17 protein-coding genes are annotated in these 17,722 nt (G+C 71.3%); 10 read left to right on the forward strand and 7 right to left on the reverse strand.

Going from position 1 to position 17,722, the window contains the following annotated elements:
* Positions 1-146: 146 nt before the first annotated feature.
* Positions 147-788 carry a TetR/AcrR family transcriptional regulator gene (locus tag H9651_RS11055; protein ID WP_191719381.1) on the reverse strand — a complete coding sequence of 214 codons (642 nt, stop codon included), beginning with the start codon at positions 786-788 and terminating at the stop codon, positions 147-149.
* A gap of 72 nt (positions 789-860) precedes the next feature.
* On the opposite strand from H9651_RS11055, the gene H9651_RS11060 reads away from it, so the two are divergent.
* The gene (locus H9651_RS11060; RefSeq protein ID WP_191719382.1) at positions 861-1,571 is read left to right on the forward strand and encodes a DUF899 domain-containing protein; all 711 of its coding nucleotides are present in this window, start codon (positions 861-863) and stop codon (positions 1,569-1,571) included.
* Here the strand turns inward: H9651_RS11060 and H9651_RS11065 are convergent.
* Together H9651_RS11065 and H9651_RS11070 are read right to left on the reverse strand one after the other, a co-directional pair.
* Positions 1,544-3,016, reverse strand: coding sequence for an alanine/glycine:cation symporter family protein (locus tag H9651_RS11065; RefSeq protein ID WP_191719383.1), 1,473 nt, complete (start codon positions 3,014-3,016; stop codon positions 1,544-1,546). The two genes, H9651_RS11060 and H9651_RS11065, sit on opposite strands and share 28 nt — an antisense overlap.
* Before the next feature lie 61 nt (positions 3,017-3,077).
* Positions 3,078-5,555 carry an MMPL family transporter gene (locus H9651_RS11070; RefSeq protein WP_191719384.1) on the reverse strand — a complete coding sequence of 826 codons (2,478 nt, stop codon included), beginning with the start codon at positions 5,553-5,555 and terminating at the stop codon, positions 3,078-3,080.
* A gap of 114 nt (positions 5,556-5,669) precedes the next feature.
* On the opposite strand from H9651_RS11070, the gene H9651_RS11075 reads away from it, so the two are divergent.
* The 3 genes from H9651_RS11075 (at position 5,670) to H9651_RS11085 (ending at position 6,864) form a co-directional block, all read left to right on the forward strand.
* A complete protein-coding gene (locus tag H9651_RS11075; RefSeq protein ID WP_191719385.1) occupies positions 5,670-6,194 on the forward strand; it encodes a MarR family winged helix-turn-helix transcriptional regulator in 525 nt (174 codons plus the stop codon).
* A 70-nt stretch (positions 6,195-6,264) separates the two neighbouring features.
* A complete protein-coding gene (locus H9651_RS11080; protein ID WP_191719386.1) occupies positions 6,265-6,504 on the forward strand; it encodes a hypothetical protein in 240 nt (79 codons plus the stop codon).
* A gap of 42 nt (positions 6,505-6,546) precedes the next feature.
* Positions 6,547-6,864 (forward strand): DUF7882 family protein, encoded by a 318-nt coding sequence (locus H9651_RS11085; protein WP_191719387.1) that lies wholly within the window; start codon positions 6,547-6,549, stop codon positions 6,862-6,864.
* A 6-nt stretch (positions 6,865-6,870) separates the two neighbouring features.
* Here H9651_RS11085 and H9651_RS11090 read toward each other — a convergent pair whose 3' ends face one another.
* Positions 6,871-7,212, reverse strand: coding sequence for a DUF7882 family protein (locus H9651_RS11090; protein WP_191719388.1), 342 nt, complete (start codon positions 7,210-7,212; stop codon positions 6,871-6,873).
* A gap of 113 nt (positions 7,213-7,325) precedes the next feature.
* Between H9651_RS11090 and H9651_RS14920 the strand changes: the two genes are divergently transcribed.
* Positions 7,326-7,460: a hypothetical protein gene (locus tag H9651_RS14920; RefSeq protein WP_263598654.1), complete on the forward strand. Its 135-nt coding sequence runs from the start codon at positions 7,326-7,328 to the stop codon at positions 7,458-7,460.
* Here the strand turns inward: H9651_RS14920 and coaBC are convergent.
* The gene (gene coaBC / locus H9651_RS11095) at positions 7,457-8,677 is read right to left on the reverse strand and encodes a bifunctional phosphopantothenoylcysteine decarboxylase/phosphopantothenate--cysteine ligase CoaBC (RefSeq protein ID WP_191719389.1); all 1,221 of its coding nucleotides are present in this window, start codon (positions 8,675-8,677) and stop codon (positions 7,457-7,459) included. The genes H9651_RS14920 and coaBC overlap by 4 nt on opposite strands.
* A gap of 50 nt (positions 8,678-8,727) precedes the next feature.
* Here coaBC and H9651_RS11100 point away from each other — a divergent pair, with 50 nt between their 5' ends.
* Positions 8,728-9,474, forward strand: a complete 747-nt coding sequence (locus H9651_RS11100; protein ID WP_191719390.1) for an NRDE family protein — start codon at positions 8,728-8,730, stop codon at positions 9,472-9,474.
* Here the strand turns inward: H9651_RS11100 and H9651_RS11105 are convergent.
* Both H9651_RS11105 and H9651_RS11110 read right to left on the reverse strand, forming a co-directional pair.
* On the reverse strand, positions 9,449-10,846 hold the full coding sequence (locus tag H9651_RS11105; protein ID WP_191719391.1) for an aspartate aminotransferase family protein: 1,398 nt from the start codon (positions 10,844-10,846) through the stop codon (positions 9,449-9,451). The two genes, H9651_RS11100 and H9651_RS11105, sit on opposite strands and share 26 nt — an antisense overlap.
* A 30-nt stretch (positions 10,847-10,876) precedes the next feature.
* Complete coding sequence (locus H9651_RS11110; protein ID WP_318244851.1) at positions 10,877-12,085, reverse strand: ROK family protein; 1,209 nt, start codon at positions 12,083-12,085, stop codon at positions 10,877-10,879.
* A 132-nt stretch (positions 12,086-12,217) separates the two neighbouring features.
* Here H9651_RS11110 and H9651_RS11115 point away from each other — a divergent pair, with 132 nt between their 5' ends.
* Genes H9651_RS11115 through H9651_RS11130 form a run of 4 tightly spaced genes read left to right on the forward strand, consistent with a single transcriptional unit; the run spans position 12,218 to position 17,720 of the window.
* Positions 12,218-13,513 carry an ABC transporter substrate-binding protein gene (locus H9651_RS11115; protein WP_225216672.1) on the forward strand — a complete coding sequence of 432 codons (1,296 nt, stop codon included), beginning with the start codon at positions 12,218-12,220 and terminating at the stop codon, positions 13,511-13,513.
* A complete protein-coding gene (locus H9651_RS11120; RefSeq protein ID WP_191719392.1) occupies positions 13,513-14,505 on the forward strand; it encodes a carbohydrate ABC transporter permease in 993 nt (330 codons plus the stop codon). The genes H9651_RS11115 and H9651_RS11120 overlap by 1 nt, the downstream gene beginning before the upstream one ends.
* Complete coding sequence (locus H9651_RS11125) at positions 14,506-15,405, forward strand: carbohydrate ABC transporter permease (RefSeq protein WP_191719393.1); 900 nt, start codon at positions 14,506-14,508, stop codon at positions 15,403-15,405.
* Positions 15,402-17,720: a beta-xylosidase/alpha-l-arabinosidase gene (locus H9651_RS11130; protein WP_191719394.1), complete on the forward strand. Its 2,319-nt coding sequence runs from the start codon at positions 15,402-15,404 to the stop codon at positions 17,718-17,720. The genes H9651_RS11125 and H9651_RS11130 overlap by 4 nt, the downstream gene beginning before the upstream one ends.
* Positions 17,721-17,722: the final 2 nt, after the last annotated feature.

Raw genomic sequence — 17,722 nt, forward strand, 5'->3', positions numbered from 1 at the left:
CGCGAGCGCGCCAGGGGGGCCGCGACGACCGCGTCGACGGGACAGGATGGCGAGCTTCGGGTCGTCGGTCGTCTTCGTCTTCAGCGCCTTCGCGCTGGGGGGAGGCGTGGCGCTGTCGAGCGCCTACTTCGCCTGACGGGCGCCGGTCACCGCGGCTCGAGCAGGCCGGCGATGATCGCGTCGACCGCACGCTGGGCATGCTGCAGCTGCGCCTCGCGGGGGAGCGCGCGCAACGGGCCGCGCAGTGCGAGCAGCGCGAAGCCGTGCACCGTCGACCAGCACGGCCATTCGGCGCCCGGCCGGGCTGCGGCGGGCAGATCGCCCTCGGTGACCAGATCGTCGAGCACCTCCACGAGTGCCGCCAGCGGCGCGGGCAGGGCAGCGGGGTCCACATCGCCCGGCAGTGCCGTGGCCGACCCGAACGCGACGTCGAACCAGCCGGGCTCCGACAGGGCGAAGCCGACGTATCCGAGGCCCACCGCGCGCAGCCGGGAGCGGGCCGACGGGCGGTGCGCGTCGCCGCGCCGGTCGTCCTCGACCGCGCGCATGCGCGCCGCAACCTGCCGCTGGATGCGCACGGCGATCGCCGCGACGAGAGCATCGCGGTCGGCGAAGTGTCGGTACACCGCTGCGGGGGTGACCCCCACCCGGCGGGCGACCTCTCGCACGGTCACCGCTTCCGGGCCGCCGTGTCGAGTGAGCGCCAGGCCCTCCTCGAGCAGCGCGTTGGCGAGGTCGCCGTGGTGGTAGCCGGCGCGGGCGGTGCGGGTGGCCGGTTCCGTCGGCATCCTTGACTCTCCCCGGTCGATGTGTACCCTGTGAACATACCATGTGAACGCCGTACACTTCGGGAGGTCGACATGAGCACGCACACCCAGACGAAGGCGGGGAAGCCGCCGGTGGTCGATGCGCAGACGTGGCAGCGCGAGCTCGCGGCCCTGCGCGTGCGCGAGAAGGCGGCGACGCGTGAGCTCGATGCCATCGCCGCGCAGCGCCGCCGGCTGCCGATGGTCGAGCTGCCCGACTACACCCTCGTCGGCGCCGACGGACCCGTGCGCCTGGTCGATGTCTTCCAGGGCCGCACGCAGCTCATCACCTACCACCACATGTGGCGCGACGACGCCGAGTGGCAGTGCGGAGGCTGCACCTCGGGCATGTCCCAGTTCACGCGCCTCGGCTTCCTCGAGCCCTACGACGCGCGCTTCGTGATCGTCACGCAGGGTCCGATCGACAAGGCTCTGGCCTACCGCGACAAGGTCGGACAGCGCATGGAGTGGTACTCGACGGCCGACAGCCCGTTCGGCGCCGACGTGGGGGCGCCTCCGGGCGGCGGATTCGGCTACAACGTGTTCTTCCGCGACGGCGACACCGTCTACCGAACCTGGCACACCGACGGTCGGGGCGCCGAGCAGCTGAGCCACATCTTCCCGCTCATCGACCTGCTCCCCTGGGGGCGCCAGGAGGACTGGCAGGACTCGCCCGAAGGCTGGCCGCAGACGCCTGCGTATGCGGGCTGGCTCGATTCCCCCGACATCGCCCGCGTCTACGGTCCCGACGCCGAGCGCGGCTGAGGCAGGTCGATCGTTCCGGTGACGGTGCGCTCGTCCTCCCAGCACGAGATGCCGGTGACCTCCGGCATGAGGGCGCGCGTGAACACCGGATCGCGCCCGGCACGCCGCTGCCGGGTGTAGTCGCCGAGCAGCCGGAACACCAGGCCCGACAGCAGCCCGATCGCCACGAGGTTCACCAGCGCCATGAGGCCCATGATGCCGTCGGCGGTGTTCCAGATGAGGTCGGCCGAGGCGATGGACCCGACGAAGACGACGACGACCACGAGGACCCGGTAGGTCTGCAGGAAGCGCCGGGCGGGGGAGATGAACTCGATGTTCGACTCGCCGTAGTAGTAGTTGCCGAGGATCGAGCTGAACGCCAGCAGGAAGATGATGATGCTCAGCAGCACGTTCGACCAGGGCCCGAGGGTGCCGACGATGGCGTCCTGGGTGAGCCCGATGCCCCGCTCGGCGCCGGCGAGGTCGGGGGTGGCGACGAGGATGATGAATGCCGTGATGGAGCACACCAGGAAGGTGTCGAAGTAGACCCCGAGGGTCTGCACGAGGCCCTGCTTGACGGGGTGGGTGACGGCTGCGGTGGCGCTGGCGTTGGGCACTGAGCCCAGGCCCGCCTCGTTGGAGAACATGCCGCGCTTCACGCCGGTCATGATGATGACGCCGAGCGTCGCGCCGACGACCTCGTTGAAGCCGAAGGCCTGCGTGAAGATCGACAGGAACACCTCCGGCAGGCGCTCGATGTTCATTCCGACGATCACGAGCCCCAGGAGCAGATATCCGAGGGCCATCGCCGGAACGACCGCCTGCGTCACGTGGGCGATGCGCCGAAGCCCGCCGAACACGACGAGCGCGGTGAGGCCGGCCAGCGCCCCGCCCACGACCCAGGGGATCCACGCCACCTCGCCGCCGAAGCTCGCCGAGACGGTCGCGGCGATGGTGTTGGCCTGCAGCGAGCTGAAGGCGAACGGGAAGCAGACGATGAGGATGATCGCGAAGAGGATCCCCATCCACCGTGCCTTCAGGCCGTACTGCATGTAGTACGCCGGTCCGCCGCGGAAGCCGGTGGCGTCGCGCACCTTGAACAGCTGACCGAGGCTGGATTCGACGAAGCTCGAGGCGCCGCCGATGAAGGCCATCGCCCACATCCAGAACACCGCGCCCGGCCCGCCGATGGCGATGGCGGTGCCGACGCCGGCGATGTTGCCGACGCCCACGCGGGAGGCGGCCGACAGCGTGAACGCCTGGAACGCCGACACCGACTGCGGTTCGCCGTTCTCGTCGCGCGGGGTGCGGTTGGTGAGCACGCGGAACATCTCCGGGATGAGCCGGAACTGCACGACTCCCGACCGCACCGTGAAGTACACGCCCAGCACCGCCAGCACCGGCAGCACGAGCCAGGTCCACAGGGTGTCGCCGCCGGCGAGCACCGCCTCGTTCAGGGCATCCATCGATACAGTCTCGCCGCCCGTGCGCGCCGATGCGACCACTGGCGCGTGCGGCGGCGGCAGGCTAGGCGCGAGCGGGCTCCGCCGCTGCGACGCCGTGCACGGGATGCGCGCGTTCGAGGGCGGCCCCCTCGACGTCGACGTCGGGCATGGCGCGGTCGAGCCATCTCGGCAGCCACCAGGCGGCGTCACCGCACAGGTGCATCACGGCGGGCACGAGCACCATGCGCACGACGAACGCGTCGAACAGCACGCCGATCGCGAGGCCGAAGCCCAGCGGACGCACCATGCCCAGGTGGCTGAAGACGAATCCGCCGAACACCGACGCCATGATGATGGCCGCCGCAGTGACGACCGCCCGTCCGCTGCGCAGCCCCGCGACGACCGCGGTGCGGGCGGGAAGGCCGTGCACGTACGCCTCGCGCATGCCCGACACCAGGAACAGCTGGTAGTCCATCGCGAGCCCGAACAGCACGCCCATGATGATGATGGGCGCGAAGCTCAGCACCGGGCCCGGATCGTGCACACCGAACAGGTCGCCCAGCCACCCCCACTGGTAGATCGCGGTCACGGCGCCGAGCGCGGCGAACAGTGAGAGCACGAAGCCTGCGGTGGCGATGACGGGCACGAGGATCGAGCGGAACACCAGGATCATGATCAGCAGCGACAGGCCGATCACGACCGCGAGGTAGACCGGGAGGGCGTCGGCGAGCTTCTCGGAGACGTCGATGTTGCCCGAGGCCTGCCCCGCGACGCCCAGGGTGATCTCGCCGTTCACCGGCGACAGCGCGCGCAGGTCGTGCACGAGCTGTTCCGTCGTGGTGCTCGTCGGCCCGCCGTCGGGCACCACCTGGAAGGCGAACGTCGTGCCGTCGTCGGAGACGGCGACGGGGGCGACCGCCACGACGCCCTCCTGCTGCGACAGCGCGGTGCCGAGAGCGATCTGCGTCGGCAGCTGGTCGGGCTCGGCGACGGCGTCGGGCATCTCGGCCACGACCAGGAGCGGACCGTTCTGCCCGGCCCCGAACTCGGCTTCGATCGTCTTGTACGCGCGGTACTGCGTCGTGTCGGTCGCCTCGCTCGAGCCGTCGGGCAGGGCCAGGCGCATCGACAGTGCCGGGAGGGCGATGATCAGCAGCGCCACGATCGCCAGCACCGCGGCGCCGATCGCACGGGACGTGCGAAGGGGACGCACCTCGCGGTTCACGTGGTCGGGGTGGCCGATGGTCGCGCGCGCCTTGCGGGTGAGCACACGGGTGCCGAGCAGTCCCAGCAGAGCCGGCGTGAAGGTGACCGACACCAGCACCGCGACGAACACGCACACGGCGCCGACCATGCCCATGACGCCCAGGAACGGGATGCCGGTGACCAGCAGCGCCACGAGCGCGACGATGACCGTGGAGCCGGCGAAGACGACGGCGTTGCCGGCGGTGCCGTTCGCGAGACCGACCGACTCGTCGATCTGCATGCCCGCCAGCACCTGGGTGCGGTGGCGGTTCATGATGAACAGCGAATAGTCGATGCCGACCGCGAGTCCGAGCATGACGCCGAGGATCGGGGTGACCGAGGCCATGTCGACGACGCCGGAGAAGGCCAGCGAGCCGGCGACCCCCACGCCGACCCCCACGAGAGAACTCAGCAGCGGCATCATGGCGGGCAGGAACGCACGCATCATGATCAGCAGCACGATGCCGGCCAGCACCACGCCCACGATCTCGCCGACGCCGATGAGGCCCTCGGTGGTCGCGGCGATGGTCGAGGAGTAGTCCACCTGCACGCCGGCGATGTCCGCCGACTCGAGCAGGTCGGCGACCTCGTCCTTGACCGGCTGCGGCAGATCGAACATCGTCTCGTCGAACTGGATCGCCGCCAGCGCCGTGCCGCCGTCGTCGGAGACGACCCGGATCTCGTCGGCGAGGGTCAGCAGGGCTGCGCCGTCCTCGAGGAGCGCTGCCTGCTGATCCAGCCGACCGCCCCCGGCCTCGAGATCGGCCCATGCGGCGTTCAACTGCTCCTGCTGCGCGGTGAGCTGATCGGCGACCATGTCGTACATGCCCGCGGCCTGCGCCTGGGCGACCGCGGCATCCAGCTGCTGCTGACTCGCCGTCAGCTGCGACTCGGCCGCTTCGAGCTCGGCCAGCCCCGCCTGAAGCTGGGCACGTCCCTCGTCGATCTGGGCGGCCTGGGCCTCGCGCTCCGCCTCGACCGTGAAGGGATCGGTGACGGCGGCGACCCCGTCGACGTCGGCGATCTCGCCCAGGAGCGCGCCGATCTGCTCCTGCTGACCCGACGTCAAAGGTACGTCGTCGGTCGTCGTGAACACGGCGGTGGCGCTGGCGCCGGTGAGGTCGGGGAAGGTGTCGGAGAGCTGTTCGTTGACCCGTTCGGTCTCGGTCCCCGGAATGCTGAAGCTCGAGGCCAGTGAGCCGCCGAAAGCCAAGAACGACCCGGCGGCGAGCCCCAGCACGATCAGCCATCCGACGATCACGGTCCAGGCGCGGCGGGCGCTGAACCTGCCGAGGCGGAACAGAAGGTTGGCCACGGTGCTGCCTTTCGGTGGGGTGACGGGGTCGGCACGACGTCGGGCCGAATCCAACCTATCCGGCGACGGCCTCCCGCTGGACGGGCGGGCAGTCGCGTGCAATATGATGCCGACGTGCCCTATCCCGACTCGACGACGGCGCACTACTGGTACGGCGAGGGCGACGATGATCGTCATCGCCGGGCGGTCGATGTGCTGCAGGCGTTCCGGCTGTACCGCGCGGCGGAGCTCGCCATGCGTCGGCGCACCCGCGAGTCGATGGCGATGGGCGAGAACGAACTGCTCGTGCTGCGCTATCTGATCAAGGCCAGAGGCGAGGGCCGCCTCGTGTCGCCGTCGGAGCTGGCGCGCTACCTCGCGGTGTCGACCGCCTCGACGACGGCGATCATCGACCGACTCGAGAAGTCCGGGCACATCGTGCGCCGGCCGCATCCGACCGACCGTCGCAGCATCCACGTCATCGCGACCGAGAAGTCCGACCAAGAGGTACGCGACACGCTCGGTCCCATGCATGCGCGCATGATGAATGCCGTGCGCGACATGACGCCCGAAGAGTCACGCGTGGTCATCGAAACCCTCTCGAGGCTGCAGGACGCGGTCGACCAGGTCGCGCCGCACGAAGAAGCGCACCCGGGCTAGTTACTCGCCTCGCCAGTTATCCCGCCGATTGACATTCGACCGTGCCGGAACGAAATGACACGATGGGATCGTGAACGATCTGGCGCAGGCCCCCGCCGACGGCGACGCGCTGCACGTCGACGGCGTGCTCGTCGTGTCGTTCCAGGCTGCGGCGGCCCGGCTCGCCGCGGAGTACCCGCACGTGAGCGTCGGCCGTATCGAGGCGCTCCTGGTGCGTGAGTGGGAGGCGTTCTGCGCCGGGCGTCCGCTCGTCATCCCCGCCGACGTCGAGGCGGGCGCGCGGGAGATGCTCGGCGGACGCGCCGACTGACCCGGGACGGTCGTGCCGTGCCCGCGCCACTACGCTGGCGGTATGGGCAGATTCATCTACGACACGGTGGGCAACTCGGTCGAGGTCGAAGACCGCACCCTCGCTCACCTGCGCATCGTCTTCATGAACAAGCTGCGCCGCGGCGAGCCGTTCATGTTCGATGTCGATGCCGGCCCCGGCGGTGACCGCCGCAGCTTCTGGATCCACCCCTCCGTGCCGCTGCAGTTCTCGTTCCACGGCAGCCGCACCCCACGCATCAACCGCGTGTGGGTCGAAGCGCTGATGCAGGCCGCGAGCGGGCCCAACGGGCTGACGGTCGTGCCGGAGCCCCGCGAGGACGCCGTTCTCGAAGAGGGCTGAGCGCGCTCAGCTCGACGGCGTCGCCTCGGGGAGCGGGTCGGGCGCCTCTTCGTCGAGGTGCTCGCTGACGAGCATGATGCCACCGGAGGAGTTGGCCGAGCTCGCGAGCTCCTCGATCCATTCCCGGCTGAGGGTGGCCGGTTCCGGGTCGTCGAAGACGAACCGCAGGGGGATCGACGGGTGCACCCAGATGGTGCTGCGACCCCGCGGTGCGTCGTCGGCGTGCCGCCACGACAGGGTGAAGCTCTCCCCCCGACGCAGCTTCGTGGCGACGACGACCTTCAGATGCGCCAGGGCTCGGTCTTCGATGCGGATCGGCGTCTCGCCGCCGTAGAACATGATTCCCACCCCGACACGATAGCCGCGCGGCGACCGCAGCGCACACGACTTGCTTTGTCAACCCTGAACGTGATGGGGGTGGGAGGCGGCAGAGTGGACACGCGACCCGAGGAGGTGACCCTGTGCGTTCTTCAGCAGACGAGCCGAATCCGGCCGACGCCGACGAGGACGCGCTGTTCGATCAGCTGCCCGCGTTCGACATCATCGACGGGGAGCTCATGCCCCGGGCACCCGGCTGGCGCAGTTCCCGTCGCTAATCGACGCGGGCGCGCAGGGTCTGCACGCCGTCCCACACGGCATCGGCGGTTTCACGCTTGGTGCCGCTGAACTCGGCGGCGACCTCGCCCTCGGACCCGACGATCACGATCGCGTTGTGGTCGGCTTCGAACCCGGCCCGCCAGCCCACCTCGTTGACGACGAGCAGGTCCACGCCCTTGCGGGCGCGTTTGCGGCGCGCGCGCTCGAGCCGTGCGACGGCGTCGGGCTCGGTCTCGGCGGCGAAGGCCACGACCGTCTGCCCGGCCGGCCGGTGCGCGGCGAGCCCGGCGACGATGTCGGGGTTCTCGACGAGTTCGAGGGTGAGCGTGCCGTCGCCGCCCTCCTTCGTGAGCTTGGTGTCGGAGACCCGCGCCGGGCGGTAGTCGGCGACGGCCGCCGCCATCACGACGACCTGCGCCCCGGCGGCGGCCGCGGTGACGGCGTGCTGCAGTTCCAGGGCGGTGCCGACCCGGGTGATGTCGATGCGACGATGAGCGGATGCCGCCGCCAGCGCGTCGGCGTCCATGTGCGCCGCCACCAGCGTGACCTCGGCGCCGCGGTCGGCCGCCGCGATCGCCAGCTGCGCCCCCTGACGCCCGCTGGAGCGGTTGCCGAGGAACCGCACCGGATCGAGCGGTTCGCGCGTGCCGCCCGCGGTGACCACGACCCGAAGTCCTGTGAGGTCGTTGCGGGCGCCGGCGATCGCCAGGGCCCGAGCGGCGATCTCGTCGGGCTCGCTCATGCGCCCGGGGCCGGAGTCGGTGCCGGTGAGGGCTCCCGACGCCGGGCCGACGAGGTGCACCCCGCGTTCGCGCAGCACGGCGACGCTGTGCTGAGTGGCGGGATGCTCCCACATCTCGGTGTGCATCGCGGGGGCCACGACCACCGGTGCCCGCGCGGCGAGCAGGGTGGTGCCCAGCAGGTCGTCGGCGAGCCCGGCCGCCATCTTGGCGAGGGTGTTGGCCGTCGCCGGTGCGATGATGACGAGGTCGGCGCGCTGCCCGAGTGCGACGTGACGCACCCGTGCGACGTCATCGTGCACCGATGTGGTGACCGGGTTGCGGCTGATCGCCTCCCACGTGGGCAGGCCCACGAACCGCAGCGCGTCGTCGGTCGGAATCACCTGCACGTCATGACCGTTGAGAATGAGGAGGCGCACGAGATGCACCGTCTTGTAGGCGGCGATGCCACCGGTCACTCCGACCACCACGAACACGGCTCGATTCTTGCATGCGCACGGCCGACCGGCCGGGAGAGGGGAACGCGATGTGCACGGTGATCGTGCGGGTGCCCGAGCGGGCCGATGAGGCGGTGCGGCTGATCGCGGTGCGCGATGAGGACCCCACCCGCTCCTGGGAGCCCCTCGGAACCTGGTGGCCCGAGGCCTACCCCGACACCGTGGGTGTGCGTGACAACCGCGCGGGCGGCGCGTGGCTGGCCGCCGACCTCGCGGCGCACCGGCTGGCGGTCGTGCTCAACCGCGCCGACCTCTCCGACCGCGGCGATGACGAGGTCACCACGCGTGGGCACCTCGCGCTGGAGGCCGCCGCCGGTCGCCCACCCGCAGCCGAGCCCACCACCCGGGGTTTCAACCTCGTCGAGGTGACGCCCGGCACGGTGCGCGTCGTGTCGTGGGACGGCCGGCAGCGTCGCGAGCAGACGCTCGCCCCCGGCATCCACATGGTCGCGCACGACGAGGTCGATGACCCCGCCACGCCTCGGATCGCCGCCTGGCTCGACCGGTTCCGCGACGCCGGGCCGTCCGCCGACGCCCGGGACTGGTTCGATGCCTGGCTCGACGTGCTCGACGCGTCGGCGGCGCTGGCGCCCCAGGACGACCGCGCCATCGTGCGCGACAATCGGCCCTTCGGCTACCCCACCCAGTCGCTGCTGCTGTGCCTCGCGAGCGTCGACCGCGACGGCGTCGACGTGCGGTACGGCGAGTTCGACGAGCCGGGGCACTGGCAGCGCGCCGCGGTCGGCCAGGTCACAGCCGCGTCCACGCCTCGCTGAGCACGCCCCGCAGGATCTGCTCGATCTCGTCGAACTCCGTCTGCCCGATCGTCAGCGGCGGCGCCAGCTGCACGACGGGGTCGCCGCGGTCGTCGGCGCGGCAGTACAGACCCGCGTCGTACAGCGCCGTCGAGAGGAATCCGCGCAGCAGCCGCTCCGACTCGTCGGCGTCGAACGTCTCGCGCGTCGCCTTGTCCTTGACCAGCTCGATGCCGAAGAAATAGCCGTCGCCGCGCACATCGCCGACGATCGGCAGGTCGGTGAGCTTCTCGAGCGTCGCGCGGAAGGCGGGGGAGTTCTCGCGCACGCGTTCGTTGAGGCGCTCCTCGTCGAAGATGTCGAGGTTCTCCAGCGCCACCGCGGCCGACACCGGGTGACCGGCGAACGTGTAGCCGTGGGGGAACGACACGTCGCCGTGGGCGAAGGGCTCGTAGAGGCGCTCGCTCACGATCGTGCCGCCCAGCGGCGCGTACCCGCTCGTGGCCGCCTTGGCGAAGGTGATCATGTCGGGCTGGTAGCCGTAGGCGGTGCACGCGAACGTCTCGCCGATGCGCCCGAACGCGCAGATCACCTCGTCGCTGACCAGCAGCACATCGTGCCGGTCGCAGATCTCCCGCACGCGGGCGAAGTAACCCGGCGGTGGCGGGAAGCAGCCGCCGGAGTTCTGCACCGGCTCGAGGAAGACGGCGGCGACGGTGTCGGGTCCCTCGAACAGGATCATCTCCTCGATGCGGTCCGCCGCCCACACGCCGAACTCGTCATCGGTCGTGCCGGTGAAACCCGCTTCGGCGGCACGGTACCGGTTGGTGTTGGGCACCCGGAACCCGCCGGGGGTGATCGGCTCGAACATCTGCTTCATGCCGGGGAGCCCCGTGATCGCGAGCGCCCCCTGCGGCGTGCCGTGGTAGGCGATGGCGCGGGAGATCACCTTGTGCTTGCCGGGTTTGCCGACGAGCTTGAAGTAGTGCTTGGCGAGTTTGAACGCCGTCTCGACCGCCTCGCCGCCTCCCGTGGAGAAGAACACGTGATCGAGGTCGCCCGGCGCCAGGTGCGCCAGCCGGGCCGCCAGTTCGATCGCGGCCGGATGGGCATAGGACCAGATGGGGAAGAAGGCCAGCTGCTCGGCCTGGCGGGCCCCGGCCGCGGCGAGGCGTGCGCGTCCGTGGCCGGCGTTGACGACGAACAGCCCCGACAGGCCGTCGAGGTACCGCTTGCCCGCGGAATCCCAGATGTGATGGCCCTCGCCGCGCACGATGATCGGCACCCCGGGCCCGTCGGTCATCACCGACTGCCGGGCGAAGTGCATCCACAGGTGGTCCCGGGCCAGCGCCTGCAGTTCTGCCTCGGTACGGGTGCGGCGGTCGGTCGGCATGACGGCTCCCTCGACGGTGTGGGGCCGACCCTACTCCGCCTGCGCCGCCACCCGTACGGGTTCGCCGCCTGCCGTCGTCGGTGAGGGGTCGCGCAGCAGTGGCTCGAAGGCGGCCTCGGCGGCCCCGACCAGCAGACGGTCCTCCGCCAGCAGGGCGGGACGGATCTCGACATCCTCGGCGCACGCGGGCATGGCCTGCGCGCGCACGAGTTGCAGCAGTCCGTCGATGTCCTGCGCGGCGAGGGTGGCCAAGAACCCGCCGAGCACGACGACGGCGGGGTTGAGCACGTTCACGGCATTGGCCAGCGCCGTGGCGAGGATGCGGCGCTGGCGGGCGACCTCTTCGGTCACGCTCGGCGCGGTGCTCGCGCCGAGCACGGCGGCGAGCGTCGGCTCGTCGGCCGACGCGAGACCGGCGACCGACAGCAGCCGCGCCCGGCTGACCTCGTCTTCGAGCACGCCCTCGCCGGCGCGGCGGTCGGTGACGGTGGCGATGCCGGGCCGGTTCTGTCCGAACTCGCCCGCATAGCCTCCGGCGCCGCCGACGGGGATGCCCTGCACGATGAGGCCGCCGCCGATGCCGCTCGCGCCGCCGTTGAGGTAGACGACGTCGTCGATGCCGCGCGCGGCGCCGAACAGGTGCTCGGCGATGACGCCGAGGCTCGCGTCGTTGCCGACGGTGGTGGCCAGCCCCGTGGCCTCGGCCACCAGGTCGCGCACCGGGGCGTCGGTCCACTTCAGGTGGGGCGCGGTGCGCACGAGGCCGTCCCCGGTGCGCACGAGTCCCGGCACCGCGAGGCCCACGCCCACGATCCGCGCGCCGGCGAGCGCGTCGGACCGCCACGCCGCGACCTGATCGGCCAGCAGCAGCGCGATCTCCTCGGGGGTGGCGAGGTGGTCGAGTTCGATCCGCACGCGCGTGCGGACGGTGCCGCGCAGGCACACCGCCGCGATCTCGAGCGCATCGACCTCGGGGTTGGCGGCGATCGCGACGACGTCGGGCGACGCGGCCACCACAGGGGAGGGGCGACCGACCCTGCCGCCCGTGGCGGGCGCCTGCTCCGCGACCAGCTCGAGGCGGACGAGCTCGACGACGAGGTCGGCGATGGTGGAGCGGTTGAGCCCGGTCATCTCGGTCAAGGCGGCACGCGAGAGCGGCCCCTCGCGATGGACGAGCCGCAGGAGCCGCGAGAGGTTGCGCTGGCGCACGCCGTCGGCCGGCGCATGGGTGTCGGTCACGGCACAACTGTAGGTGACGGCACCCCTCCCCCACTCGATTTGTTGCCCTTGACCTCAAATGGAGCGCGCCCTAGTCTGAGCATGATCAGTTCACTTTCGGCGCACGGGTCGAAACTTTCGAGAGGTTCAATGATGAACACACGCAGCATGGCGCGCCTCGTCGCGTCCGTCGCCGCGGCGGGGCTCGCCGTCGGCGCACTGGCAGGGTGTACCGGGGGAGGCGACGATTCCGGCGACTCCGGCGACGGCGTCACCCTCACGTGGTGGCACAACGCCACGAACGGTCCGCTCCCCGACGTCTGGGCAGCCGTGGCCACCGAATTCGAAGATGCCAACCCGGGCGTCACCGTCGAGCAGACCGGGTACCAGAACGAAGAGCTGCAGCGCACGCTCATCCCGAACGCGCTGGCGGCCGGAGACCCGCCCGACCTCTTCCAGGTGTGGCCCGGCGGCGAACTGCGCGACCAGGTCGCCAACGAGTACCTCATGCCGCTGGACGACCTCATCCCCGAGACGATCGAGTCCGTCGGCACGACCGTCAACGGCTGGACGGTCGACGGCGCCACCTACGGCGTCCCCTTCACCTTCGGCATCGAGGGCTTCTGGTACAACGCCGACCAGTTCGAAGAGGCGGGAGTGGAGATCCCGCAGACCTTCGACGAGCTCGTCACCGCGGTCGGCACGCTCCGCGATGCCGGGTTCACCCCGATCGCGGTCGGCGCCGGCGCCGGCTGGCCCGCCGCGCACTGGTGGTACCAGTTCGCGCTGAAGTCCTGCTCGCCCGAGACCCTCGAAGCGGCCGCGGCCGAGTTCGACTTCACGGACCCGTGCTGGGTCGAAGCCGGCGAACAGCTGCAGGAGTTCATCGGGATGGAGCCGTTCCAGGACGGCTTCCTCGGCACCGTGCCGCAGGAGGGTGCCGGCAGCTCGGCGGGCATGATCGCCAACGGTCAGGCGGCCATGGAGCTGATGGGCCACTGGAACGTGGGCACCATCGGCAGCCTCGCGCCCGACGAGGAGGTCCCCGAGTTCCTCGGCTGGTTCCCGTTCCCGGGCATCGAGGGCGCGGCGGGCGACCCGTCGGCGACGCTCGGCGGCGGCGACGGCTTCGGCTGCTCGGCATCCGCCCCGCCGGAGTGCGCAGATCTGCTGGCCTACATCATGAGCGAGGACGTGCAGAAGCGCTTCGCCGAGAGCGGCTCGGGAATCCCGACCGTCCCCGCCGCGGCATCGGCCATCGAGGACGAGAACCTCACCCAGGTCGCACAGGGGCTCGCGGACTCCTCGTTCGTGCAGATCTGGTTCGACACGGCGTTCGGCACCACCGTCGGCAACGCGATGAACGAGGGCATCGTCAACCTCTTCGCCGGCAACGGCACGCCCGAGGACATCGTCACCCGCATGCAGGACGCGGCGGCAACCCTGTAATGACCGCCGTCACCACGCCCGGGCCCGCGGTCTCCGCGGGCCCGGGGCCCATCCAGCGCACGCGCGCACGATCGGGCCAGGGCCGCAAACGGCTCGAGATCGTGCTGTTCATGACCCCGGCGCTCGTGCTGTTCATCGGGTTCGTGATCCTGCCCGTCGTGCTCGCCGCCGTGTACAGCCTCTACAACCTGCCCGCCGCCTTCCGCTGGGAGCACCTCGCCGACCCCGACCGCTTCATCGGGCTCGACAACTACACGCGCGCCCTCGGCACCCCCGAGTTCCAGCGCTCCATCGCCAACACGTTCTTCATCGCCGCGATGTCGCTCGTCGTGCAGGGACCGCTGGCCATCGCGATCGCCCTGCTGCTGAACCGCCGCATGAAGGGTCGCGGCGTCTTCCGCCTGCTCATCTTCGTCCCCTACGTGCTGGCGGAGGTCATCGCCGGTCTCGCCTGGAAGCTGCTGCTGCAGCCGGGCGGCGGCGTCAACGCGCTGCTCGAAGGATTCGGGCTGGGGTTCCTCCGTCAGAACTGGCTGGCCGACCCCGACATCGCGCTGTGGACCATCTTCTTCATCCTCACGTGGAAGTACATCGGCTTCGCCATCCTGCTCATGCTCGCCGGGCTGCAGGGCGTTCCGGAGGAGCTCGCCGAGGCCGCGCAGATCGACGGGGCCTCGTGGTGGCAGACCCAGCGCTACATCACGCTGCCGCTCCTGGCCCCCACGATCCGCATCTGGGCGTTCCTGTCGATCATCGGGTCGCTGCAGGTGTTCGACATGATCTGGGTCACCGTCGCCCCGGCGATCCGCCGCATCTCCACCGAGAGCATGGCGACCTACATGGTGCAGCAGGGCCAGTTCGCCGGGCAGCCCGGCTACGGCAGCGCCATCGCCGTCATCCTCTTCGTCATCTCACTCGTCGTCGCCCTGGTCTATCAGCGCATCGCGCTGCGCCGGGACCTCGCCGGAGCCATCACCCGAGGGGTGCAGTAGATGTCCGCCACCACCGCCGTCGCCGTCGAGCCCCGCCCGCCCGAGCCGCAGCCGGCGCGTCCGGCGCGCGTGTTCGACTGGGGCCAGCCGTTCGTCTACCTCGTCGCCCTCGTCGTCGCCGCGATCGCCGTCGGCCCCGTGCTGTACGTGTTCGTCGGCGGGTTCCGCACGACGATCGACCTCAACGCCAACCCGGCAGGGCTGCCCGACCCCTGGGTGTTCGACAACTGGGCGGCCGTGCTCACCGCGCCGCGGTTCTGGGGGAACGTCGCCGCGAGCATCATCCTCGCCGCAGCCACCACCGCCGGCGTCGTCGTCGCGGGTCTCATGGCCGCGTTCGTCATCGCCCGCTACGACTTCCGCGGCCGCCGGGGGCTGTACACGCTCTTCGCCGCGGGCCTCATGTTCCCCCTCACGGTCGCGGCCCTCCCGCTCACGCTGCTGCTGCGCACGCTCGGCCTGCACGGCACCTACCTCGGCGTCATCATCCCCGGCATCGCCTTCGCCCTGCCGACGACGATCATCATCCTGGTGCCGTTCCTGCGCGCGATCCCCGACGAGCTCGAGGAAGCCGCGCGCATCGACGGCGCCACCCGCATCGGGTTCTTCTGGCGCATCCTGCTGCCGCTGTCCAAACCCGGGCTCGTGACCGTGGGCATCCTCGCCTTCGTCGCCAGCTGGAACGGCTACCTGCTGCCGCTTCTCGTGATCAGCACGGGCTCGCTGCCGCAGGAATGGTGGCCGCTGCCGCTCGGGGTCACCCAGTTCTCCTCCCAGTACTCACAGAACACCGGAGCCGTCTTGGCCTACACCTCACTCGCCATGATCCCCGCCCTCGTCTTCTTCCTGCTCGCCGAGAAACGCATCGTCGGCGGCCTCACCGGGGCGGTGAAGGGATGACCCGCGTCGCCGAGCTCATCGCCGAGATGACGCTGCAGGAGAAGATCGCCCAGCTGTACGGCGTGTGGGTCGGCGCGTCCGACTCGGGTGGCGACGTCGCCCCGCACCAGCACGACCTCGAGGACGCCATCGACCTCGACGAGCTGCTGCCGCACGGACTCGGCCAGCTGACCCGCCCGTTCGGCAGCGTCCCCGTCGACGCCGCCGTGGGTGCGGTCTCGCTCGCCCGGTCGCAGCAGCGCATCCGCGCGGCCTCCCGTTTCGGCATCCCCGCCCTCGCCCACGAGGAGTGCCTGGCGGGCTTCGCCGCGTGGGGGGCCACCGCCTACCCCGTGCCGCTGTCGTGGGGCGCGAGCTTCGACCCCGATCTCGTCGAGCAGATGGCCGCCCGCATCGGCGCGGACCTGCGCTCGGTCGGCATCCACCAGGGGCTCGCCCCCGTCCTCGACGTCGTGCGTGACGCGCGCTGGGGTCGCGTGGAGGAGACCATCGGCGAAGACCCGCACCTGGTCGCCACCGTCGGCACCGCCTACGTGCGCGGGATCGAGTCGGCGGGGGTCGTGGCGACCCTCAAGCACTTCGTCGGCTACTCCGCCTCGAAGGCGGGCCGCAACCTCGCGCCGGTGTCGATCGGCCCGCGGGAGCTGGCCGACGTGCTGCTGCCGCCGTTCGAGATGGCGGTGCGCGAGGGCGGGGTGCGCAGCGTCATGAACTCCTACGCCGACATCGACGGCGTGCCCGCTGCGGCCGACCGGAGTCTGCTCACCGGCATCCTGCGCGAGGAGTGGGGCTTCACCGGCACCGTCGTGGCCGACTACTTCGCGATCGCGTTCCTCAAGCTCCTGCACGGCGTCGCCGAGACGTGGGCGGATGCCGCGGCGCAGGCGCTGTACGCCGGCATCGACGTCGAACTGCCCACCGTGAAGACCTTCGGCGAGCCGCTGCGGCGCGCCGTGGCGGAGGGGGCGGTCGATGTCGCCCTCATCGACACGGCGCTGGAGCGGGTGCTGCGCCAGAAGGAGCAGCTGGGTCTGCTCGATGCCGAGTGGTCGCCCGTCCCGCCGGCGCTCGCGGGAGCCGACCTCATCGACCCCGAGGCGCTGCGTGGCACGGTCGACCTCGACCCGCCGGGCAACCGGGCGATCGCCGCGCGACTGGCCGAGGAGGCCGTCGTGCTGGTGCGCAACGACGGCACGCTGCCGCTCGGTGCGCCCGGCTCCATCGCCGTCATCGGCCCCAACGCCGATGACCCCCACGCCATGCTCGGCTGCTATTCGTTCCCCACCCATGTGGTCTCGCAGCACCCGGGGGTTGCGATCGGCATCCGCATCCCGACGCTGCTCGAGGCGCTCGAGGCGGAGTTCCCGCACGCCCGCATCGCCCACGCCCGCGGCACGAGCGTCGACGGCGGCGACCGCGACGGCATCGCCGAGGCGGTGGCTCTCGCGGCGGCATCCGACGTCGTCGTGCTCGCCCTCGGCGACCGCGCGGGCCTCTTCGGCCGCGGCACCAGCGGCGAAGGGTGCGACGCGGAATCGCTCGCCCTCCCCGGAGCGCAGCAGCAGCTCGTCGACGCCGTGCTCGACGCCGGCACGCCCGCCGTCGCAGTGCTGCTGGCCGGTCGCCCCTACACCCTCGGTCGCGCCGCCACCGAGGCCGCCGGGATCGTCGAGGCCTTCTTCACCGGCGAGGAGGGCGCGCAGGCCATCGCGGGGGTGCTCAGCGGTCGCGTCAACCCCAGCGGGCGGCTGCCGGTGAGCATTCCCGCCGGTGCCGGGACGCAGCCGGCGACCTATCTCGCCCCGCCGCTCGCGCGGCGCAGCGCAGTGTCCGACATCGACCCCACCCCGGCGTTCCCGTTCGGCCACGGTCTGTCGTACACGTCGTTCGACTGGTCGGCGATCGAGGGCACGGCCACGCGGATCGGCACGGACGGCGAGCTGGAGGTGTCGCTGCGGGTCGCCAACACCGGAGACCGGGCGGGCACCGACGTCGTGCAGGTCTATCTGCACGATCCCGTCGCGACGGTCGCGCGGCCCGTGCAGCGGCTCATCGGCTACGCGCGCGTCGACCTGCAGCCGGGGGAGAGCGCCGTCGTGCGGCTGCGCGTGCACAGCGACCTCGCCTCGTACACCGGCCGCGACGGGCGGCGCATCGTCGACGCCGGCGAGCTCGTGCTCAGCGCGGGGCGCTCCAGCGGCGACCTCGCCTCGGCGTGGGGTGTGCAGGTGACCGGCCCCACGCGCGTCGTGGGCCCGGGCCGCCGGCTCGCACCCGAGGTCGCGGTGAGCGCGGCGGTGCCGGTCGCGGGGTGAGG

This window comes from Microbacterium pullorum (assembly GCF_014836535.1).
In the GTDB taxonomy this organism is placed as follows: Bacteria; Actinomycetota; Actinomycetes; order Actinomycetales; family Microbacteriaceae; genus Microbacterium; species Microbacterium pullorum.

Excerpts from the sequence above, each read along its gene's own strand:
- H9651_RS11055 (WP_191719381.1), bottom strand. The coding sequence starts at position 788 with ATGCCGACGGAACCGGCCACCCGCACCGCCCGCGCCGGCTACCACCAC.
- H9651_RS11085 (WP_191719387.1), top strand. The coding sequence starts at position 6,547 with ATGGGCAGATTCATCTACGACACGGTGGGCAACTCGGTCGAGGTCGAA.
- H9651_RS11120 (WP_191719392.1), top strand. The coding sequence starts at position 13,513 with ATGACCGCCGTCACCACGCCCGGGCCCGCGGTCTCCGCGGGCCCGGGG.
- H9651_RS11100 (WP_191719390.1), top strand. The coding sequence starts at position 8,728 with ATGTGCACGGTGATCGTGCGGGTGCCCGAGCGGGCCGATGAGGCGGTG.
- H9651_RS11130 (WP_191719394.1), top strand. The coding sequence starts at position 15,402 with ATGACCCGCGTCGCCGAGCTCATCGCCGAGATGACGCTGCAGGAGAAG.
- H9651_RS11105 (WP_191719391.1), bottom strand. The coding sequence starts at position 10,846 with ATGCCGACCGACCGCCGCACCCGTACCGAGGCAGAACTGCAGGCGCTG.
- H9651_RS11060 (WP_191719382.1), top strand. The coding sequence starts at position 861 with ATGAGCACGCACACCCAGACGAAGGCGGGGAAGCCGCCGGTGGTCGAT.
- H9651_RS11125 (WP_191719393.1), top strand. The coding sequence starts at position 14,506 with ATGTCCGCCACCACCGCCGTCGCCGTCGAGCCCCGCCCGCCCGAGCCG.
- H9651_RS11115 (WP_225216672.1), top strand. The coding sequence starts at position 12,218 with ATGAACACACGCAGCATGGCGCGCCTCGTCGCGTCCGTCGCCGCGGCG.
- H9651_RS11065 (WP_191719383.1), bottom strand. The coding sequence starts at position 3,016 with ATGGATGCCCTGAACGAGGCGGTGCTCGCCGGCGGCGACACCCTGTGG.